Source organism: Bradyrhizobium sp. T-12 (assembly GCF_058314695.1).
The window spans coordinates 265,366-288,307 of sequence record NZ_CM177756.1 but is presented as its reverse complement, the minus strand read 5'-3'; the positions used below and the strand labels follow the sequence as shown (position 1 = coordinate 288,307).

Annotated in this window: 19 protein-coding genes; 12 read left to right on the top strand and 7 right to left on the bottom strand. The window is 66.7% G+C overall.

Annotated elements, in window-relative coordinates; translation table 11 throughout:
• Positions 1 to 50 precede the first annotated feature (50 nt).
• The 3 genes from AC0WRY_RS01360 to AC0WRY_RS01350 form a co-directional block, all read right to left on the bottom strand.
• A complete protein-coding gene (locus AC0WRY_RS01360; protein WP_194405334.1) occupies positions 51 to 1,796 on the bottom strand; it encodes a heme biosynthesis protein HemY in 1,746 nt (581 codons plus the stop codon).
• A gap of 36 nt (positions 1,797 to 1,832) precedes the next feature.
• On the bottom strand, positions 1,833 to 3,026 hold the full coding sequence (locus tag AC0WRY_RS01355) for a COG4223 family protein (protein WP_194405333.1): 1,194 nt from the start codon (positions 3,024 to 3,026) through the stop codon (positions 1,833 to 1,835).
• A gap of 65 nt (positions 3,027 to 3,091) precedes the next feature.
• Positions 3,092 to 3,838, bottom strand: coding sequence for a uroporphyrinogen-III synthase (locus tag AC0WRY_RS01350; RefSeq protein WP_194405332.1), 747 nt, complete (start codon positions 3,836 to 3,838; stop codon positions 3,092 to 3,094).
• Between the two features lie 132 nt (positions 3,839 to 3,970).
• Here AC0WRY_RS01350 and tsaD point away from each other — a divergent pair, with 132 nt between their 5' ends.
• Genes tsaD through AC0WRY_RS01335 form a run of 3 tightly spaced genes read left to right on the top strand, consistent with a single transcriptional unit; the run spans position 3,971 to position 6,442 of the window.
• Positions 3,971 to 5,044: a tRNA (adenosine(37)-N6)-threonylcarbamoyltransferase complex transferase subunit TsaD gene (gene tsaD / locus AC0WRY_RS01345; RefSeq protein ID WP_194405331.1), complete on the top strand. Its 1,074-nt coding sequence runs from the start codon at positions 3,971 to 3,973 to the stop codon at positions 5,042 to 5,044.
• A gap of 1 nt (position 5,045) precedes the next feature.
• Positions 5,046 to 6,026 (top strand): NAD(P)H-dependent glycerol-3-phosphate dehydrogenase, encoded by a 981-nt coding sequence (locus AC0WRY_RS01340; RefSeq protein ID WP_194405330.1) that lies wholly within the window; start codon positions 5,046 to 5,048, stop codon positions 6,024 to 6,026.
• Between the two features lie 2 nt (positions 6,027 to 6,028).
• Positions 6,029 to 6,442 (top strand): EVE domain-containing protein, encoded by a 414-nt coding sequence (locus AC0WRY_RS01335; RefSeq protein ID WP_194405329.1) that lies wholly within the window; start codon positions 6,029 to 6,031, stop codon positions 6,440 to 6,442.
• 9 nt (positions 6,443 to 6,451) lie between these two features.
• On the opposite strand, the gene AC0WRY_RS01330 is transcribed toward AC0WRY_RS01335, so the two are convergent.
• The gene (locus AC0WRY_RS01330) at positions 6,452 to 7,525 is read right to left on the bottom strand and encodes an adenylate/guanylate cyclase domain-containing protein (protein ID WP_194405328.1); all 1,074 of its coding nucleotides are present in this window, start codon (positions 7,523 to 7,525) and stop codon (positions 6,452 to 6,454) included.
• A gap of 101 nt (positions 7,526 to 7,626) precedes the next feature.
• Here AC0WRY_RS01330 and AC0WRY_RS01325 point away from each other — a divergent pair, with 101 nt between their 5' ends.
• Positions 7,627 to 8,082, top strand: coding sequence for an SRPBCC family protein (locus tag AC0WRY_RS01325; protein WP_194405327.1), 456 nt, complete (start codon positions 7,627 to 7,629; stop codon positions 8,080 to 8,082).
• Positions 8,083 to 8,185: 103 nt separating this feature from the next.
• On the opposite strand, the gene AC0WRY_RS01320 is transcribed toward AC0WRY_RS01325, so the two are convergent.
• A complete protein-coding gene (locus AC0WRY_RS01320; protein WP_194405326.1) occupies positions 8,186 to 9,352 on the bottom strand; it encodes a DNA topoisomerase IB in 1,167 nt (388 codons plus the stop codon).
• 401 nt (positions 9,353 to 9,753) lie between these two features.
• Here AC0WRY_RS01320 and acs point away from each other — a divergent pair, with 401 nt between their 5' ends.
• Together acs and AC0WRY_RS01310 are read left to right on the top strand one after the other, a co-directional pair.
• Positions 9,754 to 11,700, top strand: coding sequence for an acetate--CoA ligase (gene acs / locus AC0WRY_RS01315; RefSeq protein ID WP_194405325.1), 1,947 nt, complete (start codon positions 9,754 to 9,756; stop codon positions 11,698 to 11,700).
• A 445-nt stretch (positions 11,701 to 12,145) separates the two neighbouring features.
• Positions 12,146 to 12,661, top strand: a complete 516-nt coding sequence (locus tag AC0WRY_RS01310) for a L,D-transpeptidase (RefSeq protein WP_194405324.1) — start codon at positions 12,146 to 12,148, stop codon at positions 12,659 to 12,661.
• A gap of 54 nt (positions 12,662 to 12,715) precedes the next feature.
• Here the strand turns inward: AC0WRY_RS01310 and AC0WRY_RS01305 are convergent, their stop codons facing one another.
• Positions 12,716 to 13,306: a thermonuclease family protein gene (locus AC0WRY_RS01305; protein ID WP_194405323.1), complete on the bottom strand. Its 591-nt coding sequence runs from the start codon at positions 13,304 to 13,306 to the stop codon at positions 12,716 to 12,718.
• 190 nt (positions 13,307 to 13,496) lie between these two features.
• On the opposite strand from AC0WRY_RS01305, the gene AC0WRY_RS01300 reads away from it, so the two are divergent.
• From AC0WRY_RS01300 to cysN, 4 genes are all read left to right on the top strand, one after another.
• Entirely contained in the window at positions 13,497 to 15,212 is a 1,716-nt protein-coding gene (locus tag AC0WRY_RS01300; RefSeq protein WP_491122567.1) for a methyl-accepting chemotaxis protein, read from the top strand.
• A gap of 154 nt (positions 15,213 to 15,366) precedes the next feature.
• Entirely contained in the window at positions 15,367 to 16,383 is a 1,017-nt protein-coding gene (locus AC0WRY_RS01295; RefSeq protein ID WP_194405321.1) for a sulfotransferase family protein, read from the top strand.
• Positions 16,384 to 16,388: 5 nt separating this feature from the next.
• Positions 16,389 to 17,351, top strand: coding sequence for a sulfate adenylyltransferase subunit CysD (cysD, locus tag AC0WRY_RS01290; protein ID WP_194405320.1), 963 nt, complete (start codon positions 16,389 to 16,391; stop codon positions 17,349 to 17,351).
• The gene (cysN, locus tag AC0WRY_RS01285) at positions 17,351 to 19,246 is read left to right on the top strand and encodes a sulfate adenylyltransferase subunit CysN (RefSeq protein WP_491122566.1); all 1,896 of its coding nucleotides are present in this window, start codon (positions 17,351 to 17,353) and stop codon (positions 19,244 to 19,246) included. Before cysD ends, cysN begins: the two co-directional genes overlap by 1 nt.
• A gap of 56 nt (positions 19,247 to 19,302) precedes the next feature.
• Here cysN and AC0WRY_RS01280 read toward each other — a convergent pair whose 3' ends face one another.
• Complete coding sequence (locus tag AC0WRY_RS01280) at positions 19,303 to 19,506, bottom strand: DUF1674 domain-containing protein (protein ID WP_194405318.1); 204 nt, start codon at positions 19,504 to 19,506, stop codon at positions 19,303 to 19,305.
• 189 nt (positions 19,507 to 19,695) lie between these two features.
• Here AC0WRY_RS01280 and AC0WRY_RS01275 point away from each other — a divergent pair, with 189 nt between their 5' ends.
• Both AC0WRY_RS01275 and AC0WRY_RS01270 read left to right on the top strand, forming a co-directional pair.
• A complete protein-coding gene (locus tag AC0WRY_RS01275; protein WP_211415165.1) occupies positions 19,696 to 21,042 on the top strand; it encodes an RsmB/NOP family class I SAM-dependent RNA methyltransferase in 1,347 nt (448 codons plus the stop codon).
• Between the two features lie 158 nt (positions 21,043 to 21,200).
• Complete coding sequence (locus tag AC0WRY_RS01270) at positions 21,201 to 22,919, top strand: heparinase II/III family protein (RefSeq protein ID WP_491122565.1); 1,719 nt, start codon at positions 21,201 to 21,203, stop codon at positions 22,917 to 22,919.
• The last annotated feature ends 23 nt before the right edge of the window (positions 22,920 to 22,942 follow it).

Sequence of the window (22,942 nt, the reverse complement as noted above, 5' to 3'; positions counted from 1 at the left end):
TATCGGGCATGGCCCGAATTGGCAAGGACAAGCCGGCTTCGAAATGCGGCTCACGCGCCCCAGCGGGACCAGAATCCGCGCCAGCCGCCGGCCTGGGCCTTGGGCGTGCCGATTTGTTCCGTAAATTCATCGCTCGGACCCTCGTCGTCGATCCCGGGATCGTCGGGAGCCCGGACGATCGGGACGACCGCGGGAATCGGCGCCGGCGCGGGTTTGCCGAGATCGGCGCGGGTCCGGAACACCGGTGTCGCCGCCGGCGGCGATGATTCGGCGGGCTCGGGAGCCGGCTGGACCGGTTCGGCGGCGGCCACTGCGGCCGGCTCTTCTTTGGCGTTCGGAGGCGAATTGTCCTGGGCGGCCGGCACGGGGGCTGGCTCGGGCTCGACTGCTGCCGGTTCCGCCGGGCTTTCGCTGGGAGCCACCGTCACGCGCTTCGGCGGCGGGGCCGCCAGCATGGCCTCCTCGAAGGCCGAGGATTCGATCGTGGTGCCTTTGTCCGAGGGCAGGCTGGCGACCGGCGTCTGCCACTGGAACGCATCGAGCCGGCCGGTGACCGGGGAGACCGGGCGCCAGCGGTCGCTGACGTAACCGTCCGCAGTCCAGGCGGGATCGTGACGGGCGCGCACCGCGCGCAAGGTCCAGGCGCGGGCGCGGCCGCTATCGCCGTGTTCGGCGCGCTCGATCTCGGCCATCAGCAGCGCAACGCGCTGGGTCGGGTCATTGACGTAGGGCGCCAGCACCTCGCGTGCGCGGGCGAATTCGGAGGCGTCGATCGCGGCACGCGCGATCGCGAGCTGGCCCTCGACATGGCCTGACTTGTCGGCGGGCGTCTTGGCCGCGAGCGTCTCGACCCGCTGCAGGCGCTGGCGCGCGGAATCACCGAGCTTCACATGGGCGTAAGCATCGGCGAGATCGGGGTGCGGATTGGCGAGCCAAGCGGCCTCGACCAGCTTCATAGCGCGGCGCACCTGATGCGCCTCGCTCTCGAATTTCGCGGCGAGCACCGCAGCCGGCACCAGGGTCGGCGCGAGCTTGATCGCTTCCATCACGCTCTCGCGCGCGACGTCGCGGTCCATGGTTTCCAATTCCAGCGCGCGCGCCGTGAGCAGCACGCCGCGCTGGCGGCGATAGGCCGGCTTGTCGATCAGGCCTGCGGACAAATTCGAATCGAGGATCGCGAGCGCGCCGCTCCAATCGCCGCGCGCGCAGCGGAAGCCGAGCACCGCATGCGAGGCCCAGGTCGAGGACGGCGACAGCTTGATCGCTTCCTCCGCGATCATCACCGCGCCGACCGCATCGTCGGCACGCTGCGCCTCGATGAACAGGCCGCGCAGCCCGAGCAGCCGCGTGTCCTCGCGCTCGGCCATGGCGCGGAAGGCGCGCTGCGCCTCATCGCGATTGCCTTCGAGCTGCGCCGACTGCGCGTGCAGCAGCAGCGCAAGCGGATCGTTCGGCGCGTGCCGCCGCGCAGCCTCGGCGTGACGGCGGGCCAGCGCGGTGTCGCCATGGCCGATCGCGAGCAGGCCGTGCGTGATGGCGTGGCGGCCCTTCGCGTGGCGCTTGTCGTGGCGGCGCCGCCGCAGACGCCCCGGCATACGCCAAATCGTCGTCAGGATGCTCCAGAGCAGGACGACCGCGACGGCGAAGACGCCGAGAAGCAGCACGAACGCTGGAATGGTCGGCGAGGCGCGCCAGGGGCCCCAGGTCAAGACCACTTCGCCGGGCTGGTCGGCAACCCAGGCCGCGCCGGCCGCCGCCAGCGCAATCAGGACGAGGAAGAGGACGATGCGAAGCATGACGATCCCTATACGCGCTGATTGTTGCGCGAACCTTTATTGAGCAGATTTGGCGAGATCCGCCATCGCATCGTCGGCGAATTTGCGTGAGGCGGCGAGCGCGGCGTCGCGGGCATCGGCCTTGTCGAGCCAGGCCTGTGCCGGTGCGCGATCGGCCTCGGGCAGCGCCTTGAGCTCGCGCCGCGCTTCCACGAAATCATTGCGCAGCGCGGCCGCCGTGACGCGTGCCACGATCGCGCCACGGTCGTTGCCCACGCCGTCAGTGCGTTCGATGCGGACCAGTTTTGACGCGCCTGCCTGAAGGCGCTCGACGATGCCGGCACTCGCGGCCGGGGCTTCCGCCGGCGGCGACAGTTTCGGCACGATGGTGAGCAGCTCGCGGCTCAGCGCGACCGGCGTCGGGATGCCCGACGATGCAAACGTGTCGAGCGGCTTGAGCATGTCAGGCTTGGCGGCAAGCGTGCGCGCCGCGGACAGCTGCGACTGGTAGGGATCGCCATGGCGAACGGCGACGTCGAGCAGCGCCGCGGCCACCACGAAGCGCAGCGGCTTGTCATCCCTGGCTTTTGCATCGGCGATCTTCTCGCCCTGTTGCGCGAGCTCGGCCCGCTCCGTCTTGCTGGCGCGCTCGAGCTGCGCGATGCGCTCGTTGAGCGCGGCAAGATCGGGCGCGGCCGCGGCGGGGCTCGACTTCGTGTCGTTCAGCGCGTTCGCGGTCTTGTCGAACTGCGTACGTAGATTGGCGACGTCGCTGCGCAAGCTGTTTGCGGACTTCTCCAGCGCGTCGATCCGCGCCGCCATAGCCGGATCGGGGACAGGCTTGCCGGCCCTGGCTTCGACCGCCGCAACACGGCCGCTCAGCGCATCGACCGTCGCCGTGGTGACTTGCGGCGCCGCCGGCGGTGCCTGCACGGCGGGCCAACCCAGCATCCAGCCGACCGCGATGACCACCGTTGCTGCGACAGCGCCGGAGAGCGGCGCAATGACCCAGGGCGAAACCGACGACACGGGAGCCTGCGCTTCGACGGGCTCCGGCTCTGCGTCAACCTTGTCGGAATTTGCCTGCTCGGGCGCAGCCTGTTCCGGCGCCGGCGCGGCCTCCGGCTCAACCGCCGTCTCCTGTGGCTGGGTCGAGACTTCGGTGGCTTCAAGATCAATGGTGGGCGGAATGCGCTTGGCACGACCGCTGTCGGGCGCCAATCCTGCGTCTTCAGGCTTGTCGTCGGCCATCGTGACGGTTCCTCACACTTCCATACCTGGGTAGATCAGATTGCGTCGGATTCGGACCCGACCTCTTACGCCAAACGGGTGCGCAAAGCACGCTCCAAGGTGCCAAACAGGGCGTTTTCATCCGGCGTCTCCGCCACCAGGACCTGTGACGCGCCAGCGTCGCGCAGCACGCTCGCGACCGTCGCGGACAAGCAGCAATGTGGTATGGCGAGCGCCGAGATTTCGACGCCTTCGTCCCTGGCCGCATCCAGGAACGCCCGGGCGCTGCGCCGGGAGTAGTGCAGCACCGCCTCGACCCCGTGAGCGGCAAAGCCCTCGCAGACCGCGCGGGGCAGATGCTTGACCGGAATCATCCGATAGGTCGTCTGCGTGACCACGGAAAAGCCCTCCGCGTCGAGCTCGCCGCCGAGGTCGCGCGACAGATCCGCGCCCGCGAGATACAGCAGCGTGCTCTTTTTCTTCAGCACCTTGTCGCGGGCGCTCTGCATCACCTTGTCGCGCAAGGAGGCGGCATCGCCACCGGCGACGATCACCCGGACAAAGCCGGCGTCGCGCGCCGCAGCGGCCGTATGTTCGCCGACCGCGAACAGCGGCAGCTCCAGGAGACCAGGGTCCCGCAATTGTGGCGCGACGGCACGGATCGCGTTGGCCGACGTGACGAGGATGGCACCGTAGGGAGCTTCACCTTCGTCGTGAAAGGCGACCGGCTCGAACTTGAGCGCCGGCGCAAGCAGCACCTCGTGCCCGCGCGCGCGCAGACTTTCCGCCGTCGCTTCATTGTCGGGATGCGGCCGTGTGACAAGAATGGACATCGCTGGTGTTCCCGAACCAATTGGCGGTGACGCATGACCGATTGCGCTATCCGGCCCCGGAATGCTACCGGACGTACCAGAACTCTGCTTTACGGATGAGCGCAAGGGCGCAAATTGGATAACAATTCGCCAATGCTGGTACTCGGCATCGAAACCACCTGCGACGAGACCGCCGCGGCCGTGATCGAGCGCGCGTCCGACGGCAGCGGCAAGATCCTGTCCAATATCGTGCGGTCGCAGATCGAGGAGCACGCCCGCTTCGGCGGCGTGGTGCCGGAGATCGCCGCCCGTGCCCATGTCGACCTGCTCGACGGTATCGTCGATCGCGCCATGCGCGAGGCCGGAATCGGCTTCAGCCAGCTCGGCGGTGTCGCGGCCGCCGCGGGGCCGGGCCTGATCGGCGGCGTCATCGTCGGACTCACCACCGCGAAGGCGATCGCGATGGTGCACGACACGCCGCTGGTCGCAGTGAACCATCTGGAGGCGCATGCGCTGACGCCGCGCCTCACCGATGCAATCGAATTTCCCTATTGCCTGTTTCTCGCCTCCGGCGGCCACACCCAGATCGTCGCGGTCACCGGCGTCGGACAATATGTGCGGCTCGGCACCACCGTCGACGACGCGATCGGCGAGGCCTTCGACAAGGTCGCGAAGATGCTGGGCCTGCCTTATCCCGGCGGGCCGCAGGTCGAGCGCGCGGCCGCAAGCGGCGACGCCGCTCGCTTCGCTCTTCCGCGTCCGATGCAGGGCAGACCCGACGCCAATTTCTCGCTGTCGGGATTGAAGACGGCGGTGCGCACCGAGGCGAGCCGGCTCGCCGAGATCACACCGCAGGACATCAGCGATCTCTGCGCGAGCTTCCAGGCTGCCGTGCTCGAATCGACGGCGGACCGGTTGAGTGTCGGCCTAAAACTCTTCCGCGAGCGGTTCGGCGCGCCCCGCGCCCTCGTCGCCGCCGGCGGCGTCGCCGCCAATCAGGCGATCCGCGGCGCCCTCGACGACGTCGCAAAGCAGGCCGGGACACAATTGATCATGCCGCCGCCCGAGCTCTGCACCGACAACGGCGCGATGATCGCCTGGGCTGGCGCCGAGCGCCTCGCGCTCGGCATGACCGACACGATGGATGCACAACCGCGGGCGCGCTGGCTGCTCGATGCCAACGCAACGGCGCCGGCAGGCTACGGCAAGACGCGGGCGGGATATTAAAATGTCTGCGTTCAAATCCGTCGCGGTGATCGGCGCGGGTGCCTGGGGCACGGCGCTGGCGACCGTGGCCGCGCGGGCGGGGCGCGCCGTGACGCTGTGGGCACGTAATGCCGAACATGCCGCGCGGATCGCCTCGACGCGCGACAACCCGCGGCTGCCCGGCGTCCGAATCCCGCCCGAGATCATTGTCACGAGCGATCTCGCCGAGGCGTCGCGCGCGGACATGCTGCTGATCGCAGCGCCGGCGCAGCATGTCCGCGGCGCCGTCAACATGCTGGCGTCGCATCTGGTACGACCGGCACCGGTCATTGCCTGCGCCAAGGGCATCGAGCACGGCACCCACAAATTCATGACCGACGTGATCGCGGAAGCCGCGCCGAGCGCGCTGCCGGCTATCCTGTCGGGCCCGAGCTTTGCCGACGACGTCGCGCGCGGTCTGCCGACGGCGGTGACGTTGGCGGCAGGCGACGAGACGTTGGCGAGCGCGCTCGTGCAAGCGTTGGGCTCGCCGACATTCCGTCCTTACCACTCCACCGACATTCGCGGCGTCGAGATCGGCGGCGCTGCCAAGAACGTGCTGGCGATTGCGGTCGGGATCGCGGTCGGGCGCAAGCTCGGCGCCTCCGCCCAGGCCGCGCTGACGACGCGTGGCTTTGCCGAGCTGACGCGTCTCGGTCGCGCGCTCGGCGCGCGCGGCGAGACGCTGACGGGCCTGTCCGGCCTCGGTGATCTCATTCTGACCTGCTCGAGCCCGCAATCACGCAACTTCGCCCTCGGACTCGCACTCGGCCGCGGCGAGCAGCCGCCCGCCGGCAAGCTTGCCGAGGGCGAATTCACTGCGCCGGTGCTGGTCGAACTCGCAGCTTCGCAAAACATCGAGATGCCGGTATCAGAAGCGGTCGCGTCGATCCTGAGCGGCCGGAGCACGATCGACGCCGCGATCTCGGGGCTGCTGACGCGCCCCTTCAAGTCAGAGGAATAGATATGGCGTACTGGCTGGTGAAATCCGAACCGTCGGTGTGGTCCTGGGACCAGCAGGTGGCGAAGGGCGCCAAGGGCGAGGCCTGGACCGGCGTGCGCAACTACACCGCGCGCCAGCACCTCGTCGCCATGAAGAAGGGCGACAAGGCGTTCTTCTATCATTCCAACGAAGGCAAGGAGATCGTCGGCATCGCGGAGATCATCAAGGAAGCCTATCCGGATCCGACCGACAAGACCGAAAAATTCGTCTGCGTCGACATCAAGGCCGACAAGCCCTTGAAGACTCCGGTGACGATGGCCGCGATCAAGGCCGACAAGAAGCTCGCCGACATGGCGCTGGTGAAGTATTCGCGCCTCTCGGTGCAGCCGGTGACGGCGGAGGAGTGGAAGCTCGTCTGCAAGATGGGCGGGATGTAGTCTCTCACCTCACGGCAAAGCGAACACCTCGCACGGCGCGGCGATGCCGCGCAGCGAATGCGATCCGAGCGCGACCAGCGGCATGTCCGTCTCGGCGGCGAGCGCGCCCGATACCAGCACGGTTCTTCCCAACGCCTTGCACAATCCCTCGAGGCGGCTGGCAAGATTGACGGCGGGACCGATCGCGGTGAAATCGAGCCGATTGGCCGCGCCGATATTGCCCCAGAGCATCTCACCGAGATGCAGCGCGGCACCGAATGCCAGCGGCGGCAGGCCCTTGGCGCCGCGCTCGGCGTTGAGATAGGCCATCCCGGCCTCGGCGGCACCTGCCGCACGCAAAGCGGCCTCGCAGGCCCGTCGCGGCGACGCCTCGACCACAGGAAAGATCGCCAGCACGCCGTCGCCGATGAATTTCAGCACCTCGCCGCCGAAAGCGTGAACGGCGCCGGCGATGCGATCGAACCAGGCGTCGAGCGCGGCAATGACCTCTCCAGGCGGTGAGGTGTCCGACAACGTCGTGAAATTGCGCAAATCCGCATAGAGCAGCGCGGCCTGAATGGTCTCGCCGAGATCGCGCCGCAGGGGTGCCGCCAGCACCCGCTCGGCGCTGCGCTTGCCGAGATAGGCATCCAGCGTCGCCCGCAACGTGGCGCGCGCGGCGAGCACGGCGAGGGGCGTTGCAGCAAAACGCGCGGCCTGACGCAATTGCCCGATTTCATCTGCGGTGAACGGCCGCGGCCCGATCCAGCCGAGCAGCGGGCCGTCGGGCCGTCCGACGGCGTCTTCGTGCACCTCGCCGCGCGCGATGTCGCGTAACCAGCGGCGACCGGCATCGTTCGGCGGATCCGGTGCGAGCCCGCCCGGCGCGAAGCCGAGCGCTTCGATCACCTGGCCGCTGTCGGCACGCCACAGCCAAGTTCGCTTCGCGATCAGCGGATGCGGCACTTCCAGCGTCAGGGCGCCCGCCGCGAGCGGCACGCCGTCGGCCATCAGATGAGCGCCGAGTTCCGCGAGCAGGCGGTCGGCCCCGGCACTGTCCGAGGCGACATCGACAAGCCAGGCGAGCGTCGGCGAGAGCTGCATGGTCCGATCATGACGAAGGCGGGCCGGGTTTGTCACGGGCAATCCTTGACGGGCCGCCCGGGCGCCGCCATGTCGTGATGTCAGCGAAGGGATGATGGCCCATGACTGAACCGTTCATCGTGCGACGCGAGACCCATATCGCAGCGCCACGCGCGACCGTTTTCGCTTACCTGACCGACCCCGAAAAGATCTTGAGCTGGATGGGATCCGACGCGACCACGGAGCCGCATCCCGGCGGGCTCTATCTGCTGAGGGGCGTCGGCCCGCGCGGCGGCGTCGCCCGCGGTGCTTTCCGCGAGGTCGTGCCGGTGCACCGTCTGGCCTACACGTTCGGCTGGGAGGGCGGCCAGGAAGTGCCGCCGGGCTCCAGCCTGATCGAGATCGACCTGATCGAACGCGATGGCGGCACGCTGCTGCGCATGACCCATAGCGGCCTGCCGAGCGAAGCGCAGGCCGCGGCGCACGCGACGGGGTGGGGGCATTATCTGGGTCGGCTGACGATCGCAGCCGCGGGCGGCGATGCTGGTCCCGATAACGGCGTCTCGACCAAGCCGTAGCTCTGTGGGGTCGGCAGAGCGTCGCGCGCCCACCATCCTGCGGTTGGAGAGGTGGGCACGGCGCTAAGCGCCTTTGCCCATCCTCCGGCGCTGCCTTGGCCCGTTACACCGCCGCGGTCGCGACGACCTGCGCCAGCAGTTGCTCGCGCCTTGCCTGCGAGCGCTGGCCCTTCATGGTCGCCGCAAAACGTTCGAGGATTCCGTCCTCGAAGGCGGTGACGATGGTGTCGTGGACATAGCTCTTGCGGCAGATCGCCGGCGTGTTCGAGAGCTTGTCGGCGGCGGCGCGGATCGCGTCGAGCACCTGCTTCTTGCGGCCGCGCTGGCTGGTCGCCGGCGTGATCCGCGACAGCGATTCCACGACGACGGCCGAGGCCATCAGCGTACGAAAATCCTTCAGCGAGATCTTGATGCCGGCGATCTCGCGCAGGAACGCATTCACCTGCGTGGTGCTGACAGCGCGCACGATGCCGTAGGCATCGCGATACTGGAACATGCGCTTGCCGGGGACGCCCTGCAGAATACCGATGGCGCGCACGAGCTTGGCCGCGTCGCACTCCTTGCGTACCGCCTTGCCGCCCTTGGCCTTGAAGGTCAGCACGAAGCAATCGTCTTCCAGCGTGACGTTGGACTTCAAGAGCGTGGTCGCGCCGCGCGTGCCGTTGAGGCGGGCGTAGGATTCGTTGCCGGGGCGGATCGCGGTGCGCGCGATCAGCTCGATCACGGCCGAGAGCGCGAATTCACGCGTCGGCTCGTCGCCCGACAGGAACGCCGAAACCTTGCGCCGGATCTTTGGCAGCGCGCCGACGAGCTTCTCCAGGCGATGCGCCTTGCGATGCTCGCGGACCTTCTCCCAATCGGCGTGATAGCGATATTGCAGCCGGCCCGCCGCATCCCGGCCCACGGCCTGAAGATGCGAGCTCGGATCGGCCGAGTAGCGCACCTCGCGATAGGCCGGCGGCACCGCCATGGAATGCAGCCGGCGGATGGTGCGGGCGTCGCGGATGTGCGCGCCGTTGGGACGGACGAAGGAATAGCCCTTGCCGCGCTTGATGCGGCGGATGGTCAGCTCATTCTGGTCGCCGAGCCGCAGGCCAAGCTCCTTGGCGAGCGCCTCGACCGTCGCGGGCGCGGTGTCGTAGGTCTTTTTGGGGCTGGGACGCCTGAAACCGGTCGGTTTCGGCCACTGTCCGAGGGCTTTGGCCAGCGCAATGGCAGCAGGATCGGCCGAAGCGGGCCGTATCGTCCCGAGATTCTGCTGATCCATCATAGTCTTATGCCTTAGCCCTGTCTGTTACCGGTCAATGCCGCTGTTCTGATTTTTGTTCCAAGGGGTCTCTTCGGACCCGGGTTGGCCATTTAGGGTGTTCCGAACCGTATTGCGAGTCCCGAATCAGTGACAGGCGGTTTCTAAATACCTCCCGGAATGCATGGAGGCTCTGCGCAGGCTTGCTCCATGGTCTGAGTAAACTCAGTGAAAGCCGCCCACGGGCCTGTTTCAGATCTGCGACAATCGCAGCAGGTGGCCTTGATCCTCCGCATGGTCGGCGGCCCGCCGAAGGTCCAGCTTGTGCTCCTTGTCGGGCCCGGTTAGCCCGACGCATAATCAGTCAATGATCAAGTCGGCTCGCCAGTCGCTAGCGTTCGGCCTGCCGTATGTGGAGGGAAAGCATGTCCGAGAAGATCTACGACGTCCCCGCGGAGTGGGCGAAGCGCGCCTGGGTCGACCAGGCCAAGTACCAGGAGATGTACGCTCGCTCGATCTCGGACCCCAACGGTTTCTGGGCGGAGCAGGCCAAGCGCATCGACTGGATGCACGCGCCCACGAAAATCGAGAACGTTTCGTTCGCGCCCGGCAACATCTCGATCAAATGGTTCGAGGACGGCATCCTCAACGTCGCCTACAATTGCATCGACCGGCATCTCGCCAAGCGCGGCAACCAGACCGCGATCATCTGGGAAGGCGACGATCCCTCGCAGTCCAAGCACATCACCTATCAGGAGCTGCACGACGAGGTCTGCCGGATGGCCAACATCCTGCGCACCCGTAACGTCAAGAAGGGTGACCGCGTCACCATCTACCTGCCGATGATTCCGGAAGCGGCCTATGCGATGCTCGCCTGTGCACGCATCGGCGCTGTTCACTCCGTGGTATTCGCGGGCTTCTCGCCGGACTCACTCGCCCAGCGCATCAATGACTGTAAATCCAAGGTCATCATCACCGCGGACGAAGGCCTGCGCGGCGGCAAGAAAGTGCCGCTGAAGGCCAATGTCGACGCGGCGCTGGCCAAGACCGATGGCGTCGACTGGGTCGTCGTCGTCAAGCGCACCGGCGGCAAGGTCGACATGAACCCGACGCGCGACCTCTGGTATCACGAGGCGGCGGCCATGGTGACGACGGAATGCCCGGTCGAGCACATGCACGCCGAGGACCCGCTGTTCATCCTCTACACCTCAGGCTCGACCGGCCAGCCCAAGGGCGTGCTGCACACCTCCGCCGGCTATCTCGTGTTCGCCTCGATGACGCATCAATACGTCTTCGATTATCATGATGGCGACATCTACTGGTGTACCGCCGATGTCGGCTGGGTCACCGGTCACAGCTACATCCTGTACGGGCCGCTGGCGAACGGCGCGACCACGCTGATGTTCGAGGGCGTGCCGAATTACCCTGATAATTCCAGGTTCTGGAACGTCATCGACAAGCACAAGGTCAACATCTTCTACACCGCGCCGACCGCGATCCGCGCCTTGATGCAGTCGGGCGACGAGCCGGTGAAGAAGACCTCGCGCGCCTCGCTCCGCCTGCTCGGCTCGGTCGGCGAGCCGATCAACCCGGAAGCCTGGGAGTGGTATCACCGCGTCGTCGGCGACGACCGCTGCCCGATCGTCGACACCTGGTGGCAGACCGAGACCGGCGGCATCCTGATCACGCCGCTGCCGGGCGCGACCAAGCTGAAGCCGGGCTCGGCGACGCAGCCGTTCTTCGGCGTGGTCCCCGAGATTGTCGACGCCGACGGCAAGGTGCTGGAGGGCGAAACGTCGGGCAATCTCTGCCTCACCCGCTCCTGGCCCGGCCAGATGCGCACCGTCTATGGCGACCATGCCCGCTTCGAGCAGACCTATTTCTCGACCTACAAGGGCAAGTATTTTACGGGCGACGGCTGCCGACGCGACGCCGACGGCTATTACTGGATCACCGGCCGCGTCGATGACGTCATCAACGTCTCCGGCCATCGCATGGGCACCGCGGAAGTCGAGAGCGCACTGGTCGCACATGAGAAGGTCTCGGAGGCCGCGGTGGTCGGCTTCCCGCACGACATCAAGGGCCAGGGCATCTACGCCTATGTCACCCTGATGGCCGGCATCGAGCCGACCGAGGATCTGCGCAAGGAGCTCGTGACCTGGGTGCGCAAGGAGATCGGCCCGATCGCCTCGCCCGACCAGATCCAGTTCGCGCCGGGCCTGCCCAAGACCCGCTCCGGCAAGATCATGCGCCGCATCCTGCGCAAGATCGCCGAGGACGAGCCGGGCAGCCTGGGCGACACCTCGACCCTGGCCGATCCCGCCGTGGTCGACGATCTCGTCAAGAACCGACAGAATCGTAGACCGGCGTAAGGCAGGCTCTCGTGCCCCGGACGCAGCGCAGCGCCTCTTTGGCGGTGCGCTGCTGAGCCGGGGCCCATCTGACGAGGGAACGTGCGGCCTGCTGGGTCCTGGCTCCGCGCAGCATGCGCCTTGGCGCTGCAGCGCGTCCGGGACACGAGAGTGCATCACCCTCCAACGCGCTCCCCAAAACAACAGCCGTTCACATCCTCACGCGCTTGTCAGCGCGCGCCGCACGGCGCCCGCATCTTTCCCGCCGAGTGTTGTTTTCAGGTCATTTACTTTATTTCGAACATTTCCTTTGTTCCCCCTGCTGACCGGCCTTCGGAGGCCGCGCGTGGAAACCATCCGGTTAACGGGCGCGGTTAAGAATGTCCCTCACAAGGACTTGGCGCGGCGGCGATTGCCGGGTTCTGCGTCATTCTGGACGATCCGTTTTGGGGCAAGGGGGAGATCGATGTCGATGAGGATTGCGGTGGCGATGGCCGCCACCATCGGGGCTGGCGTCTTGATGTCGAATGCAGCAGAGGCGCGGCCGGAAATGGTCGGGACGCATCTGGCTGACTATTCGCCCGGCACCATTGTGGTCAAAACCAGCGAGCGACGGCTCTATCTCATCGTCGGTAACGGCCAAGCCGTGCGTTATCCGGTCGGCGTTGGCAAGGCCGGCAAGCAGTGGGCCGGTACGACGAAGATCGACGGGAAGTATCGCAACCCGGCCTGGGCACCGCCGGCCGAGGTCAAGCGTGACAAGCCCAACATTCCCGACATGATTCCGGGCGGCTCGCCGCGCAACCCGATGGGCGTCGCGGCGATGACTCTCGCCGGCGGCGAATATGCCATCCATGGCACCAACGTGCCGGGTTCGATCGGCGGCTTCGTGTCCTATGGCTGCATCCGCATGCTCAACGACGACATCACCGATCTCTACGGCCGCGTCTCCGTCGGCACGACGGTGATCGTGACGCGCTGATCCCGCGATCAGCCGCGACAGCAAAGGGCCGCGTCTCCGGACGCGGCCTTTTTGTTACCAGAAGCGCCAGCCGCGTGCGCACCAGCCGTCGCGATGTCCGCCATTGTAGCTTCGCGCAAAACCGCCGGCGAGCAGCGCCGCCGAGACGTTCGCCGTCCGCCGGGTCGCGACGTCGGCGAGCACGCGGCCGTATTTGTCGGGGCCGAGATTGGTGATGGTCACACCGCCCTGGCCAAGCAGACCGCGCAACGCACGGGCCGCTGCTTCCGCCTTGTCCAGCTCCTCCTGGCAGGACGCCTTCAGCTCGGGCGCATCAATGCCGCGCAGCCGGACGCGCACGACGAGATCGCGGCCGTCGCGCTGACGAACACGCGCCAGAAACGTATCGCCGTCGATGGTGCGAACGACGTCTACGGGCTCGCGGACATCGGGATGGCCCGCCTGCCGGAGAACGATCTCGGCATCCCCGGTGCGGTCGCCATCGCTCCGCGGAACAAGCCAGTCCGTTCCATGGCGGAACGTCAGCACGACGGCCAGCACGATGCCCACCACGAACATCCACGGCAACAATCCGGAGAAGTGCCGACCGAACGGCGAACCGCTGAACTGTGGCCGATAGGAACTGGGACGATCGGGGAAACGCATCAACTCACGCTAAGACTGAGTCGGGGAACTCACAAGCGGGGCTGCAGCAGGCCAGAACCGGCAACAACCTCTGCAAGAAAGTTCCGGTCCCCACTACGTCAGCCGTAGTTCTACTGGAGATCCGCGAATATTACCCAAATCTCAATCATTGGTTGCGAATACGTGTTACGGGTAACGCGAGGAGATTGCGGTGAGGTCTTTCAGATTTCGCATTGGAACGAAGCTCGGCATCGTGACGGGCGTGAGCATCGTGCTGGTCTGCGGCATGCTGACCAACCAGATGCTCGGGAACCGGTCGATTGCTGAATCCAATCGCCTGGTCACGATCAACTATCTCAACAAGGGCAATGCCCAGGCGACGCAGACCGCGATGGCGCGGGCGCAGCTCGCAGCTCTCGAGATCGGTTCCGCTGCGACGGCCGGAGAGGTCGACAAGCTCCTGGAGAATCTCCGCGCACGAGCAAGCGAAGCCGGTGCGGAAATCGATGCCGCGACGGAGCGGGCGACCCGGAAGGTCACCCAGGACGCCTATCGTGAGACCAAGAAATTTGTCGATGCGTATCTGGCCAGCGGCATTGAACTGGCCGTCGCGCAAAAGACCGTCATCAGCGCCGCCGGCAGCGCCAGGACTGCAGCCGAAGCGGCGAGGGCAAGCATTCTCGCCGAGCTTATGCGTCCGGCAGCGCTCGAAGTCGGCAAACGTATCGACGATCTGGTTGGCGTTGCCAACGAATTCGCCGCGCGCCGCAAGGGCGAGATGCTCGCCGAACTGGATCGCGTCGCCAATTTCGCATTGATCGTCGGCGTATTCGTCGTTCTCACGTTGATCGGGTCCGCAGTGTTCTCCGTGTTGAACATCGCCCGGCCGATCCGGCGTATCGGCGACGTGCTCCTCCAGCTCGCCAGCGGCAACAAGGCGGTCGAGATCCCCTACACGCGCCGTGGCGATGAAGTCGGCGACAACGCTCGCGCGGCTCAGACCTTCAAGGAAAATCTGATTCGCATCGAGCAGATGGAAGCCGAGCAGAAGAATCTGGAAGCTGCAGCCGCTGCTCAGCGTAAGGAGGAGATGACCAAGCTGGCCGGCGTGTTCGAAGCCGCCGTGGGTGGCATCATCGGCTCCGTGTCGGCAGCCTCCCAACAGCTCGAGGCTGCCGCCGGCACGCTGTCGGGAACCGCGGAAGAGACTCAGCAGCTCTCCGGGATGGTCGCGGCCGCTTCGGAGGAAGCGTCGACCAATGTCGGAGCCGTAGCGTCGGCCGCCGAAGAAATGAGCACGTCGGTCGTCGAGATCAGCCGCCAGGTCCACGATTCCAGCCGCATCGCCGGCGAAGCGGTCAAGCAGGCCGAGCGCACCGACATCCGGATCAATGAACTGCTCAAGGCGGCCGGCCGAATTGGCGACGTCGTCAAATTGATTACGGCGATCGCCGAGCAGACCAATCTCCTGGCGTTGAACGCAACGATCGAGGCGGCGCGCGCCGGCGAATCCGGCCGCGGCTTTGCAGTCGTGGCGAGCGAGGTCAAAGCGCTTGCGGCGCAGACGGCGCGAGCGACCGAGGAAATCAGCGCGCAGATCGCCGGCATGCAATCGGCTACGGAGGACTCCGTCGGCGCAATCAAGGAGATCGGCGCGACCATCGCCCGCATCTCCGATATTTCGACGACCATTGCTGCGACGATCGAGGAGCAGGGTGCGGCCACGGCCGAGATTGCGCGAAACGTCAGCGAGGCCGCCAAGGGAACCGTGGAAGTCGCGGACAAGATCGCCCAGGTCAGTCACGGCGCGAGCGCCACCGGCGCGGCGTCGGGACAGGTGTTGACATCGGCGCGTTCGCTCTCCAGCGAAAGTGCCCTGTTGAAGACCGAGGTGGAGAAGTTCCTCAACACGGTGCGCGCGGCATGAATCCGCAAAGCGGCAACATATCTCCGATGCTCGTCGCATAGAGATCGCGCCTCCGGGATTGCCCGGAATTGTTAGGCACCGTCAGCAACTGTAGGTTGGATAAGAACCCACGAGCAATTGCTCGTGGAACTCCCAGCCGTGTGGGTCCCCCAACATGAACATCGACGCAACAGCCGATTCGCTCGAACGAATGGCCGATCTCGTTCGGCAGCAGCATCATTCCCTCGACACCATGCCGTTGTCGCCAGTGGGCGAATTCCAGACCAGAACCGTCACCCTCGCGACGTTGATGCGCGAAGTGACGGACTGCCTCGCCGGACATTTCCAGCATCGCTCCGCGCAAGACTTTCCGATGCTCTATTTCGCATGCGGCAAGGCCAGGGTCGGATCGACTGCTCTCAGCAATCTGTTCGGCATGACCGGCATGCCCTCATATTATCAACCGCTGAAAGCGATCCTGCGCGAGGCGCTGGTCGGCCGTCCGCTGACGCCCTGGGTCATCCCCTCGGCGACCGACGAGCCGCACATCTTCAGCAAGGAAACGATCGGGCCCTACGTGCTCGCCGAGAGCTTTTTCAATCCGTTGCAGCTCCTGATCGACGCGGGCTATCCGCGGCACCGCCTGCATCTCATCATGCTCGATCGTGAGCCTGCGAGTTCGCTGGCGTCATGGCTCGAGAAGCTGATCTCGCGCGCGCCCGCAGATACGTTGCTGCGGCACTACGTCGTCGCCGCGCTCAGCGCGGCCCGCGTCGCAAGCTACGCCCGGCAACAGGGCGTTCCCGTCACCCACTACGTCTACGAGGTGAGCAAGGAGGCTCTATCCTCGGTGCGCGTCTTGTTCGATCGCCTCGGCCTTTCGAGCAGCTTCACCGAGCATGCCGTGACGTCATGGCGGGAACCGGGGGACGTTCAAGCGAACAACGCACGCGTCATCTTTCCGAGCGAAGCGACGATCTACAAGGTGCCCAATCTGCACACGTCCGACAGCGCCTATCGCTATCAGCGCCGCGCGACGGCCTCGGTGAGCGAAGCCCAGCTGGAAATTCTGGAGCGCTGCGGCGTCAATGACGCCTATCGAGCCTCGGTCGCGGCATGCGTTCGCGATCTCGGCCTCAATGCCGCAATCTCCGCGGACCTGTTCGGCGACTGGTTCGCTGAGGCCGCGTGATCAGCATGCTGGAGTGCCCCACGACCGCCGAACCCGCCTTCGCTGAAAGAACGGGCGGCGAGCAGCGTCACGCTGCCAGCCATCTCCGCCGCCTGGAGGCGGAGAGCATCCATATCCTCCGGGAGACAGCGGCCGAGTTCCGCAAGCCGGTCATGCTGTATTCCATCGGCAAGGACTCGTCGGTGCTGCTGCATCTGGCGATGAAGGCGTTTCATCCCGGCAAGCCGCCGTTTCCGCTGCTGCACGTCGACACGACCTGGAAGTTTCGCGAGATGATCGCGTTCCGCGACCGCCGCGCGCGCGAGCTCGGCGTCGATCTGATCGTCCATACCAACAACGACGGATTGCGGGAGGGGATCGACCCCTTCACCCACGGCTCGGCCCGCTACACCGACGTCATGAAGACGCAGGCGTTGCGGCAGGCGCTCGACTTTCACGGCTTCGACGCCGCGATCGGGGGCGCACGGCGCGACGAGGAGAAGTCGCGCGCCAAGGAGCGCGTGTTCTCGCACCGGAGCGCGGCGCATCGCTGGGATCCGAAGAACCAGCGGCCCGAGCTGTGGAGCCTGTACAACACGATGCTTGCGCCCGGCGAGAGCATGCGGGTGTTTCCGCTGTCGAACTGGACCGAGCTCGACGTCTGGGACTACATCCTGCTCGAAGACATCCCGATCGTTCCGCTCTATCTGGCGGCCTCGCGTCCGGTGGTCGAGCGCGACGGCGCGTTGATCATGGTGGACGACGAACGGATGCCGCTGCTTGCAGGCGAACAGCCGCAATGGCGCTCGGTCCGGTTTCGGACCCTGGGCTGCTATCCGCTCAGCGGTGCCACGATCTCGACGGCGGCAACCCTGCCCGAGATCGTGCGGGAGATGACGGCCTCACGCACCTCCGAGCGGCAAGGACGCATGATCGACCGGGACAGCCCGGCATCGATGGAGCGCAAGAAAGCGGAAGGCTATTTCTGATGTCCTATCACGAGGCCCCCACGATCGCCGCCTCCGGTGCGCCGCGGCTGGATCAGGACGACCGCCCGACGCTGCGTTTCGTCACTTGCGGCAGCGTCGACGACGGCAAGAGCACGCTGGTCGGCCGACTGCTCTACGATTCGAAGACACTGCTCGACGACCAGCTCGACGCGCTGGCGTCCGAGAGCAAGACCGTCGGCACCACCGGCGGCGATCTCGATTTCGCGCTGCTGGTCGACGGCTTGCAGGCCGAACGCGAGCAGGGCATCACCATCGACGTGGCCTACCGCTTCTTTGCCACCAAGCTGCGCCGCTTCATCGTCGCCGACACGCCAGGCCATGCGCAGTACACGCGCAACATGGCCACCGGTGCATCCAACGCCGAGCTCGCCGTGGTGCTGGTCGACGCCCGCAAGGGCGTGATCACGCAGACGCGGCGCCATAGCCACATCCTGTCGCTGCTGGGTATCCGTCACGTCGTGCTCGCCGTGAACAAGATGGACCTGATCGGATTCGACGGGGATCGCTTTGCGGCCATCACCGCCGAATATCTCACCATGGCCGGACAGCTCGGAATCTCGCAGGTCCAGTGCATTCCGATCGTCGCGCCCGACGGGGACAACATCGTCGCGCCGAGCGCGCGGATGCCCTGGTACAGCGGCCCGACCGTCACGGCCCATCTGGAATCGGTTGACGTCTCCGGCGCGGTCTCGCAGCAGCCGTTCCGGCTGCCGGTGCAATGGGTCAACCGGCCGAACGCCGAATTCCGCGGCTTCTGCGGGCGGATCGCCAGCGGAACGATTGCGACCGGCGAGACGGTCGCGGTGCAGCCCTCGGGCCGTCAGACGCGCGTCGCGCACATTCTCACGCCCGGTGGCGAGCGCGAGCGCGCGGCGGCGGGCGAATCGGTCACGCTCACATTGGCCGACGAGATCGACGTCAGCCGCGGCGACGTGCTGACGGCGGGAGCCGCGCCGCAGGTCTCGGACCAGTTGGCCGCCCATCTCGTCTGGTTCGACGACGAGGCTATGGTCTCGGGCCGGCGCTATTTGCTGAAATGCGGCGCGGCCTCGACCGGAGCGGTGATCACGACGCTCAAGCACCGCATCGCCATCGACACCATGGCGCAGGAAAGCGCCGAGACGCTCGGTGCCAACGAGATCGGCTACGCCCATCTCAACCTCGACCGTCCATTGGTGTTCGAGGCCTATCGCGACAACCGCGACATGGGCAGCTTCATTCTCATCGATCCGATCAGCCACCGCACGGCCGCCGCGGGAATGATCGACCTTTCGCTCCGCCGCGCCACCAACATTCATTGGCAGCGGCTGGCCGTGGACAAATCGGTGCGGGCGCGGCTGAAGCAGCAACGGCCCTGCGTGCTCTGGTTCACGGGGCTGAGCGGTGCCGGCAAATCGACGATCGCCGATCTCGTCGACCGCAGGCTTGCCGAGCTCGGCCGCCACGCCGCGCTGCTCGACGGCGACAACCTTCGCCACGGCATCAACCACGATCTCGGCTTCTCCAGCGCGGACAGGGCGGAGAACGTCCGGCGTGCCGCGGAGATCGCCGCGCTGTTCGTCGACGCCGGCATGATCGCGCTGGTCGCGCTGATCTCGCCGTTCCGCAGCGAGCGCGAGCTGGCACGCCAGCGGGTCGAGGCGGGCGAATTCATCGAGATCCACGTCGCGACCCCGCTCGCCGAATGCGAACGCCGCGATCCCAAGGGACTCTATCGCAAGGCACGGGCAGGCGAGATACCGGCGTTCACCGGCATCGACGATCCCTATGAGAGGCCGCAAGCGCCGGAGATCACCATCGACACCTCGGAGCTGTCGACCGACGCGGCCTGCGATCGCATCATCCGTTACCTCCGCGACAATCACTATCTGTAGCGTCCGGAGGCAGGCACGATCGGCGGGATCGGCAACGGCTCAGAAGTCGGAACGGCTCAGAAGTCGGAGGCGATGCCCTTGCGCTCCCAGTCGCCGTAGCGGGTCGGCTCGGGTCCCTTCGGTCCCTGCAGCTCCTTCGCCTTGGCCTCGCCGTTGGCCTCCGCGGCGGCAGCCTGCCGGCGTGCCTCGGCTTCGGCCAGCGCGCGCTGGGCGGCCGGCGACAGCTGCTTGCGATCGGGGACGGGAGGCTGGTCACTCATCGTCCGGTCTTCTAGCGCAGGACGCGCCCCATTGCGACGGGCAATAACGCATTCCTGAAATCAGGCCCGGAGGGCTGAAAAAGCCGGAAGTGATTCTTACATTTGGCATATTCGCGTGCCAGAGATCGCTTTCTCAAGGCATGCGCCCATTGCGGCGGAACTGCCGCTCGCTCAGAACCTTGCTTCCGCATGCCATCTCAACGTTTTGCCCCTCCGTCCGAAGTGCCAGGCCTTGCGGCACGTCGGATCGCCGCCGATATCGTCGACGGCGTGCTGCACAAGCACCGCACGCTCGACGATCAGCTCGACGGCGGCGGCGCCCATCCCGGACTGAAGACGCTGGCCGACCGCGACCGCGCACTGATGCGGCGTCTGGTCGCCACCGTGCTGCGCCGGCTCGGCACGCTCGGCCACGTGCTGTCGCGCCTGCTCGACAAGGGCATTCCCTCCGAAGCGCCGCGCGCACAGAGCGCACTGCTGATCGGTGCGGCGCAGATCCTCTGGATGGACGTGCCGGATCACGCGGCCGTCGACCTCTCCGTACGCCTGGTGCAATCCGACCGGCGCGCCGCGCGCTATGCCGGCCTCGTCAACGCCGTGCTGCGCCGCTGCGCGCGCGAGGGCAAGGCGCTGGTCGAGGAGGTCGCCACGCAATCGCTCGACCTACCGCCGTGGTTGCTCGCGCGCTGGAGCGCGCATTATGGCGAGGCGACCGCACGCGAGATGGCGCTGGCGCTCGGCCACGAGCCCTCGCTCGATCTCACCGTGAAGTCGGATCCCGCGCAATGGGCGAGCCGCCTGCACGGCGAGACGCTGCCGACCGGGACGGTGCGGATGCTGCTGCACGGCGCGGTGACCATGCTGCCAGGCTTCACCGAGGGACAATGGTGGGTGCAGGACGCCGCCGCCGCGCTGCCGGCCCGGCTGTTCGGCGACGTCAAGGGCAAGTCCATCGCGGATCTCTGCGCCGCCCCCGGCGGCAAGACCGCGCAACTGGCGCTGGCTGGCGCGCATGTCACGGCGATCGACCGCTCGCCGGCCCGGGTGGCGCGACTGCGCGAAAACCTGGCGCGGCTGTCGCTCCAGGCCGAGACCGTCGTCGCTGACGCCGTCGAATGGGCCGGTCCCGCCGAGGGCTTCGACGGTATCCTGATCGATGCGCCCTGCACCTCGACCGGCACGATCCGCCGCCATCCAGACGTGGCCTGGCTGCGGCAGGAATCCGACATCGCCGCCCTGACCGCGCTCCAGCAAAAACTGCTGCGAAAATCGGTGTCGCTGCTCAAGCCGGGCGGGACGCTGATCTACTGCACATGCTCGCTGGAACCCGAAGAGGGCGAGCAGGCCGTGGCAACGCTGCTGGCGGCCGAGCCTGCGCTTCGCCGCGTCCCGATCACGGCGTCGGAGGTCGCGGGCCTGGACGAAATCCTCACGCCGGAGGGCGATCTGCGCACCCTGCCCAGCCATCTGCCGAACGCCGATCCCAAGCTCGGCGGTCTCGACGGATTTTTCGCGGCCCGGCTCGTTAAATCCTGATTTTGCACTGGATTTTGCGACCACGGCGCTGATTCGCACACGTTCAAGGTGGTGTCAGGCGTCCGATTTTGGGATTAATAGGGATTCGTCGGAATCCCTCTCCCCCTTCAAGGCAAGGCGTGTCGGTCGCTCAACGCAGACGTATCTCGACGCTCGTCATGAACCGCTTCGCGCGGAACATGCTCGCGCGCGCGAGCGGCGGTTCCGTTGCGCTGTCGCGGGTCTGGCCCGGCCGCACCGACCGCCTGATCATCGCGCCGCACGATCTGCGCACCGCGGATGCGACCCGCGCCGCCGAAATCTATGCCGGCCGCTTCGTCTTCGCCGGCAAGATCGTCAATTGCCACGGCCGCTCGATCTTCGATCTCGAGCCGCCGTCGGAGGACTGGGAGGTCGCGCTGCTCGGCTTCGGCTGGCTGCGCCATTTGCGCGCCGCCGACACCGCGCTGACACGCGCGAATGCGCGCGCCCTGATCGAGGACTGGATCGCCAACCCCGCCAACAAGCGCCGCCCCGTCGCGCGCCGCGCCGACGTGCTGGCGAGGCGCGTGATCTCGCTGCTGTCGCAGGCGCCGCTGGTGCTGAACGAGACCGACAACAAATTCTACCGCCGTTACCTGCGTGCCCTCGCACGCGAGATCCGCTTCCTGCGCTTCGCCATGGTCGACATTCCGGATGGGGTGCCGAAGCTGCAGGTGCTGATCGCGCTGTGCTATGCGGCGCTGTGCCTTGCCAACCAGGCGCGCCACATCCGCAGCGCATCGAAAAAGCTGTCGGACGAATTGCAGCGGCAGATCCTGCCCGATGGCGGACACATCTCCCGCAACCCCGGCGCGCTGATCGAGCTCCTGATCGACCTCTTGCCGCTGCGGCAGACCTTCGCCGCGCGCAATATCGCGCCGCCGCCGGCGCTGCTCAACGCGATCGACCGCATGATGCCGATGCTGCGCTTCTTCCGGCACGGCGACGGCAATTTCGCGCTGTTCAACGGCATGAGCGCGACATCCTCGGATCTGCTCGCCACGCTGCTCGCCTATGACGACACCCACGGCGCGCCGATGGCGAACATGCCGCATACCGGCTTCCAGCGCCTCGACGCCGGCCAGACCACCGTGATCATCGACACGGGGCCGCCGCCGCCGGCCGGCGTCAGTCACGATGCCCATGCCGGCTGCCTGTCGTTCGAGCTGTCCTCCGGCATCAGCCGCATCGTCACCAATTGCGGCATGCCGACCACGGGCCGCGACAATTGGCGGCCGTTCGCACGCAGCACGGCGGCGCATTCGACGCTGACCTATCACGACACCTCGTCCTGTCAGTTCGTCGAGATGTCGGCGATGAAGCGGCTCCTGCACGGCTCGCCCGTCACCAGCGGGCCCGTTGAGGTCGAGAGCTACCGCGAGATCGTGCAGAACGGCACGCTGCTCACGGCCTCGCATGACGGCTATCTCTCCAAGTTCGGCGCGATCCATCGCCGCGTGCTGATGATCGCCAATGACGGCGCGCGCATCGATGGCGAGGACACGCTGTCGCCGCCGCAGGGCGGACGCTTCAAGGGCGCGGATGCCGATTTCGCGCTGCGCTTCCATCTGCATCCGGCCGTGAAGGCGAGCCGGTTGTCGGATGCCCGCGGCGTCATGCTGGTGCTGCCGAACCGCGACGTCTGGACCTTCGAAGCATTGGACGACAAGGTCGACCTCGAGGACAGCGTGTTCCTGGCCGGCAATGACGGCCCGCGCCGCACCGCGCAGATCGTGATCCGGCAGGATGCACGCCAGGCGCCCTCGATCCGCTGGAGCTTCGTGCGTTCCACGGCCTCGCCGGCGGTGACCAATGCCCGCCGTAACGCGCGGCGGGAGCCGGAATTGCCGCTGTAAACGCACGCGATTTGGCCCATCTC

What these genes read in the sequence shown, in the direction of transcription:
- AC0WRY_RS01355 (WP_194405333.1), bottom strand. Translation starts at nt 3,026, where the DNA reads ATGGCCGACGACAAGCCTGAAGACGCAGGATTGGCGCCCGACAGCGGT.
- AC0WRY_RS01295 (WP_194405321.1), top strand. Translation starts at nt 15,367, where the DNA reads ATGAACATCGACGCAACAGCCGATTCGCTCGAACGAATGGCCGATCTC.
- AC0WRY_RS01310 (WP_194405324.1), top strand. Translation starts at nt 12,146, where the DNA reads ATGTCGATGAGGATTGCGGTGGCGATGGCCGCCACCATCGGGGCTGGC.
- AC0WRY_RS01320 (WP_194405326.1), bottom strand. Translation starts at nt 9,352, where the DNA reads ATGATGGATCAGCAGAATCTCGGGACGATACGGCCCGCTTCGGCCGAT.
- AC0WRY_RS01350 (WP_194405332.1), bottom strand. Translation starts at nt 3,838, where the DNA reads ATGTCCATTCTTGTCACACGGCCGCATCCCGACAATGAAGCGACGGCG.
- AC0WRY_RS01360 (WP_194405334.1), bottom strand. Translation starts at nt 1,796, where the DNA reads ATGCTTCGCATCGTCCTCTTCCTCGTCCTGATTGCGCTGGCGGCGGCC.
- AC0WRY_RS01280 (WP_194405318.1), bottom strand. Translation starts at nt 19,506, where the DNA reads ATGAGTGACCAGCCTCCCGTCCCCGATCGCAAGCAGCTGTCGCCGGCC.
- cysN (WP_491122566.1), top strand. Translation starts at nt 17,351, where the DNA reads ATGTCCTATCACGAGGCCCCCACGATCGCCGCCTCCGGTGCGCCGCGG.
- cysD (WP_194405320.1), top strand. Translation starts at nt 16,389, where the DNA reads ATGCTGGAGTGCCCCACGACCGCCGAACCCGCCTTCGCTGAAAGAACG.
- AC0WRY_RS01275 (WP_211415165.1), top strand. Translation starts at nt 19,696, where the DNA reads ATGCCATCTCAACGTTTTGCCCCTCCGTCCGAAGTGCCAGGCCTTGCG.
- AC0WRY_RS01305 (WP_194405323.1), bottom strand. Translation starts at nt 13,306, where the DNA reads ATGCGTTTCCCCGATCGTCCCAGTTCCTATCGGCCACAGTTCAGCGGT.
- acs (WP_194405325.1), top strand. Translation starts at nt 9,754, where the DNA reads ATGTCCGAGAAGATCTACGACGTCCCCGCGGAGTGGGCGAAGCGCGCC.
- AC0WRY_RS01330 (WP_194405328.1), bottom strand. Translation starts at nt 7,525, where the DNA reads ATGCAGCTCTCGCCGACGCTCGCCTGGCTTGTCGATGTCGCCTCGGAC.
- tsaD (WP_194405331.1), top strand. Translation starts at nt 3,971, where the DNA reads ATGCTGGTACTCGGCATCGAAACCACCTGCGACGAGACCGCCGCGGCC.
- AC0WRY_RS01325 (WP_194405327.1), top strand. Translation starts at nt 7,627, where the DNA reads ATGACTGAACCGTTCATCGTGCGACGCGAGACCCATATCGCAGCGCCA.
- AC0WRY_RS01270 (WP_491122565.1), top strand. Translation starts at nt 21,201, where the DNA reads ATGAACCGCTTCGCGCGGAACATGCTCGCGCGCGCGAGCGGCGGTTCC.
- AC0WRY_RS01335 (WP_194405329.1), top strand. Translation starts at nt 6,029, where the DNA reads ATGGCGTACTGGCTGGTGAAATCCGAACCGTCGGTGTGGTCCTGGGAC.
- AC0WRY_RS01340 (WP_194405330.1), top strand. Translation starts at nt 5,046, where the DNA reads ATGTCTGCGTTCAAATCCGTCGCGGTGATCGGCGCGGGTGCCTGGGGC.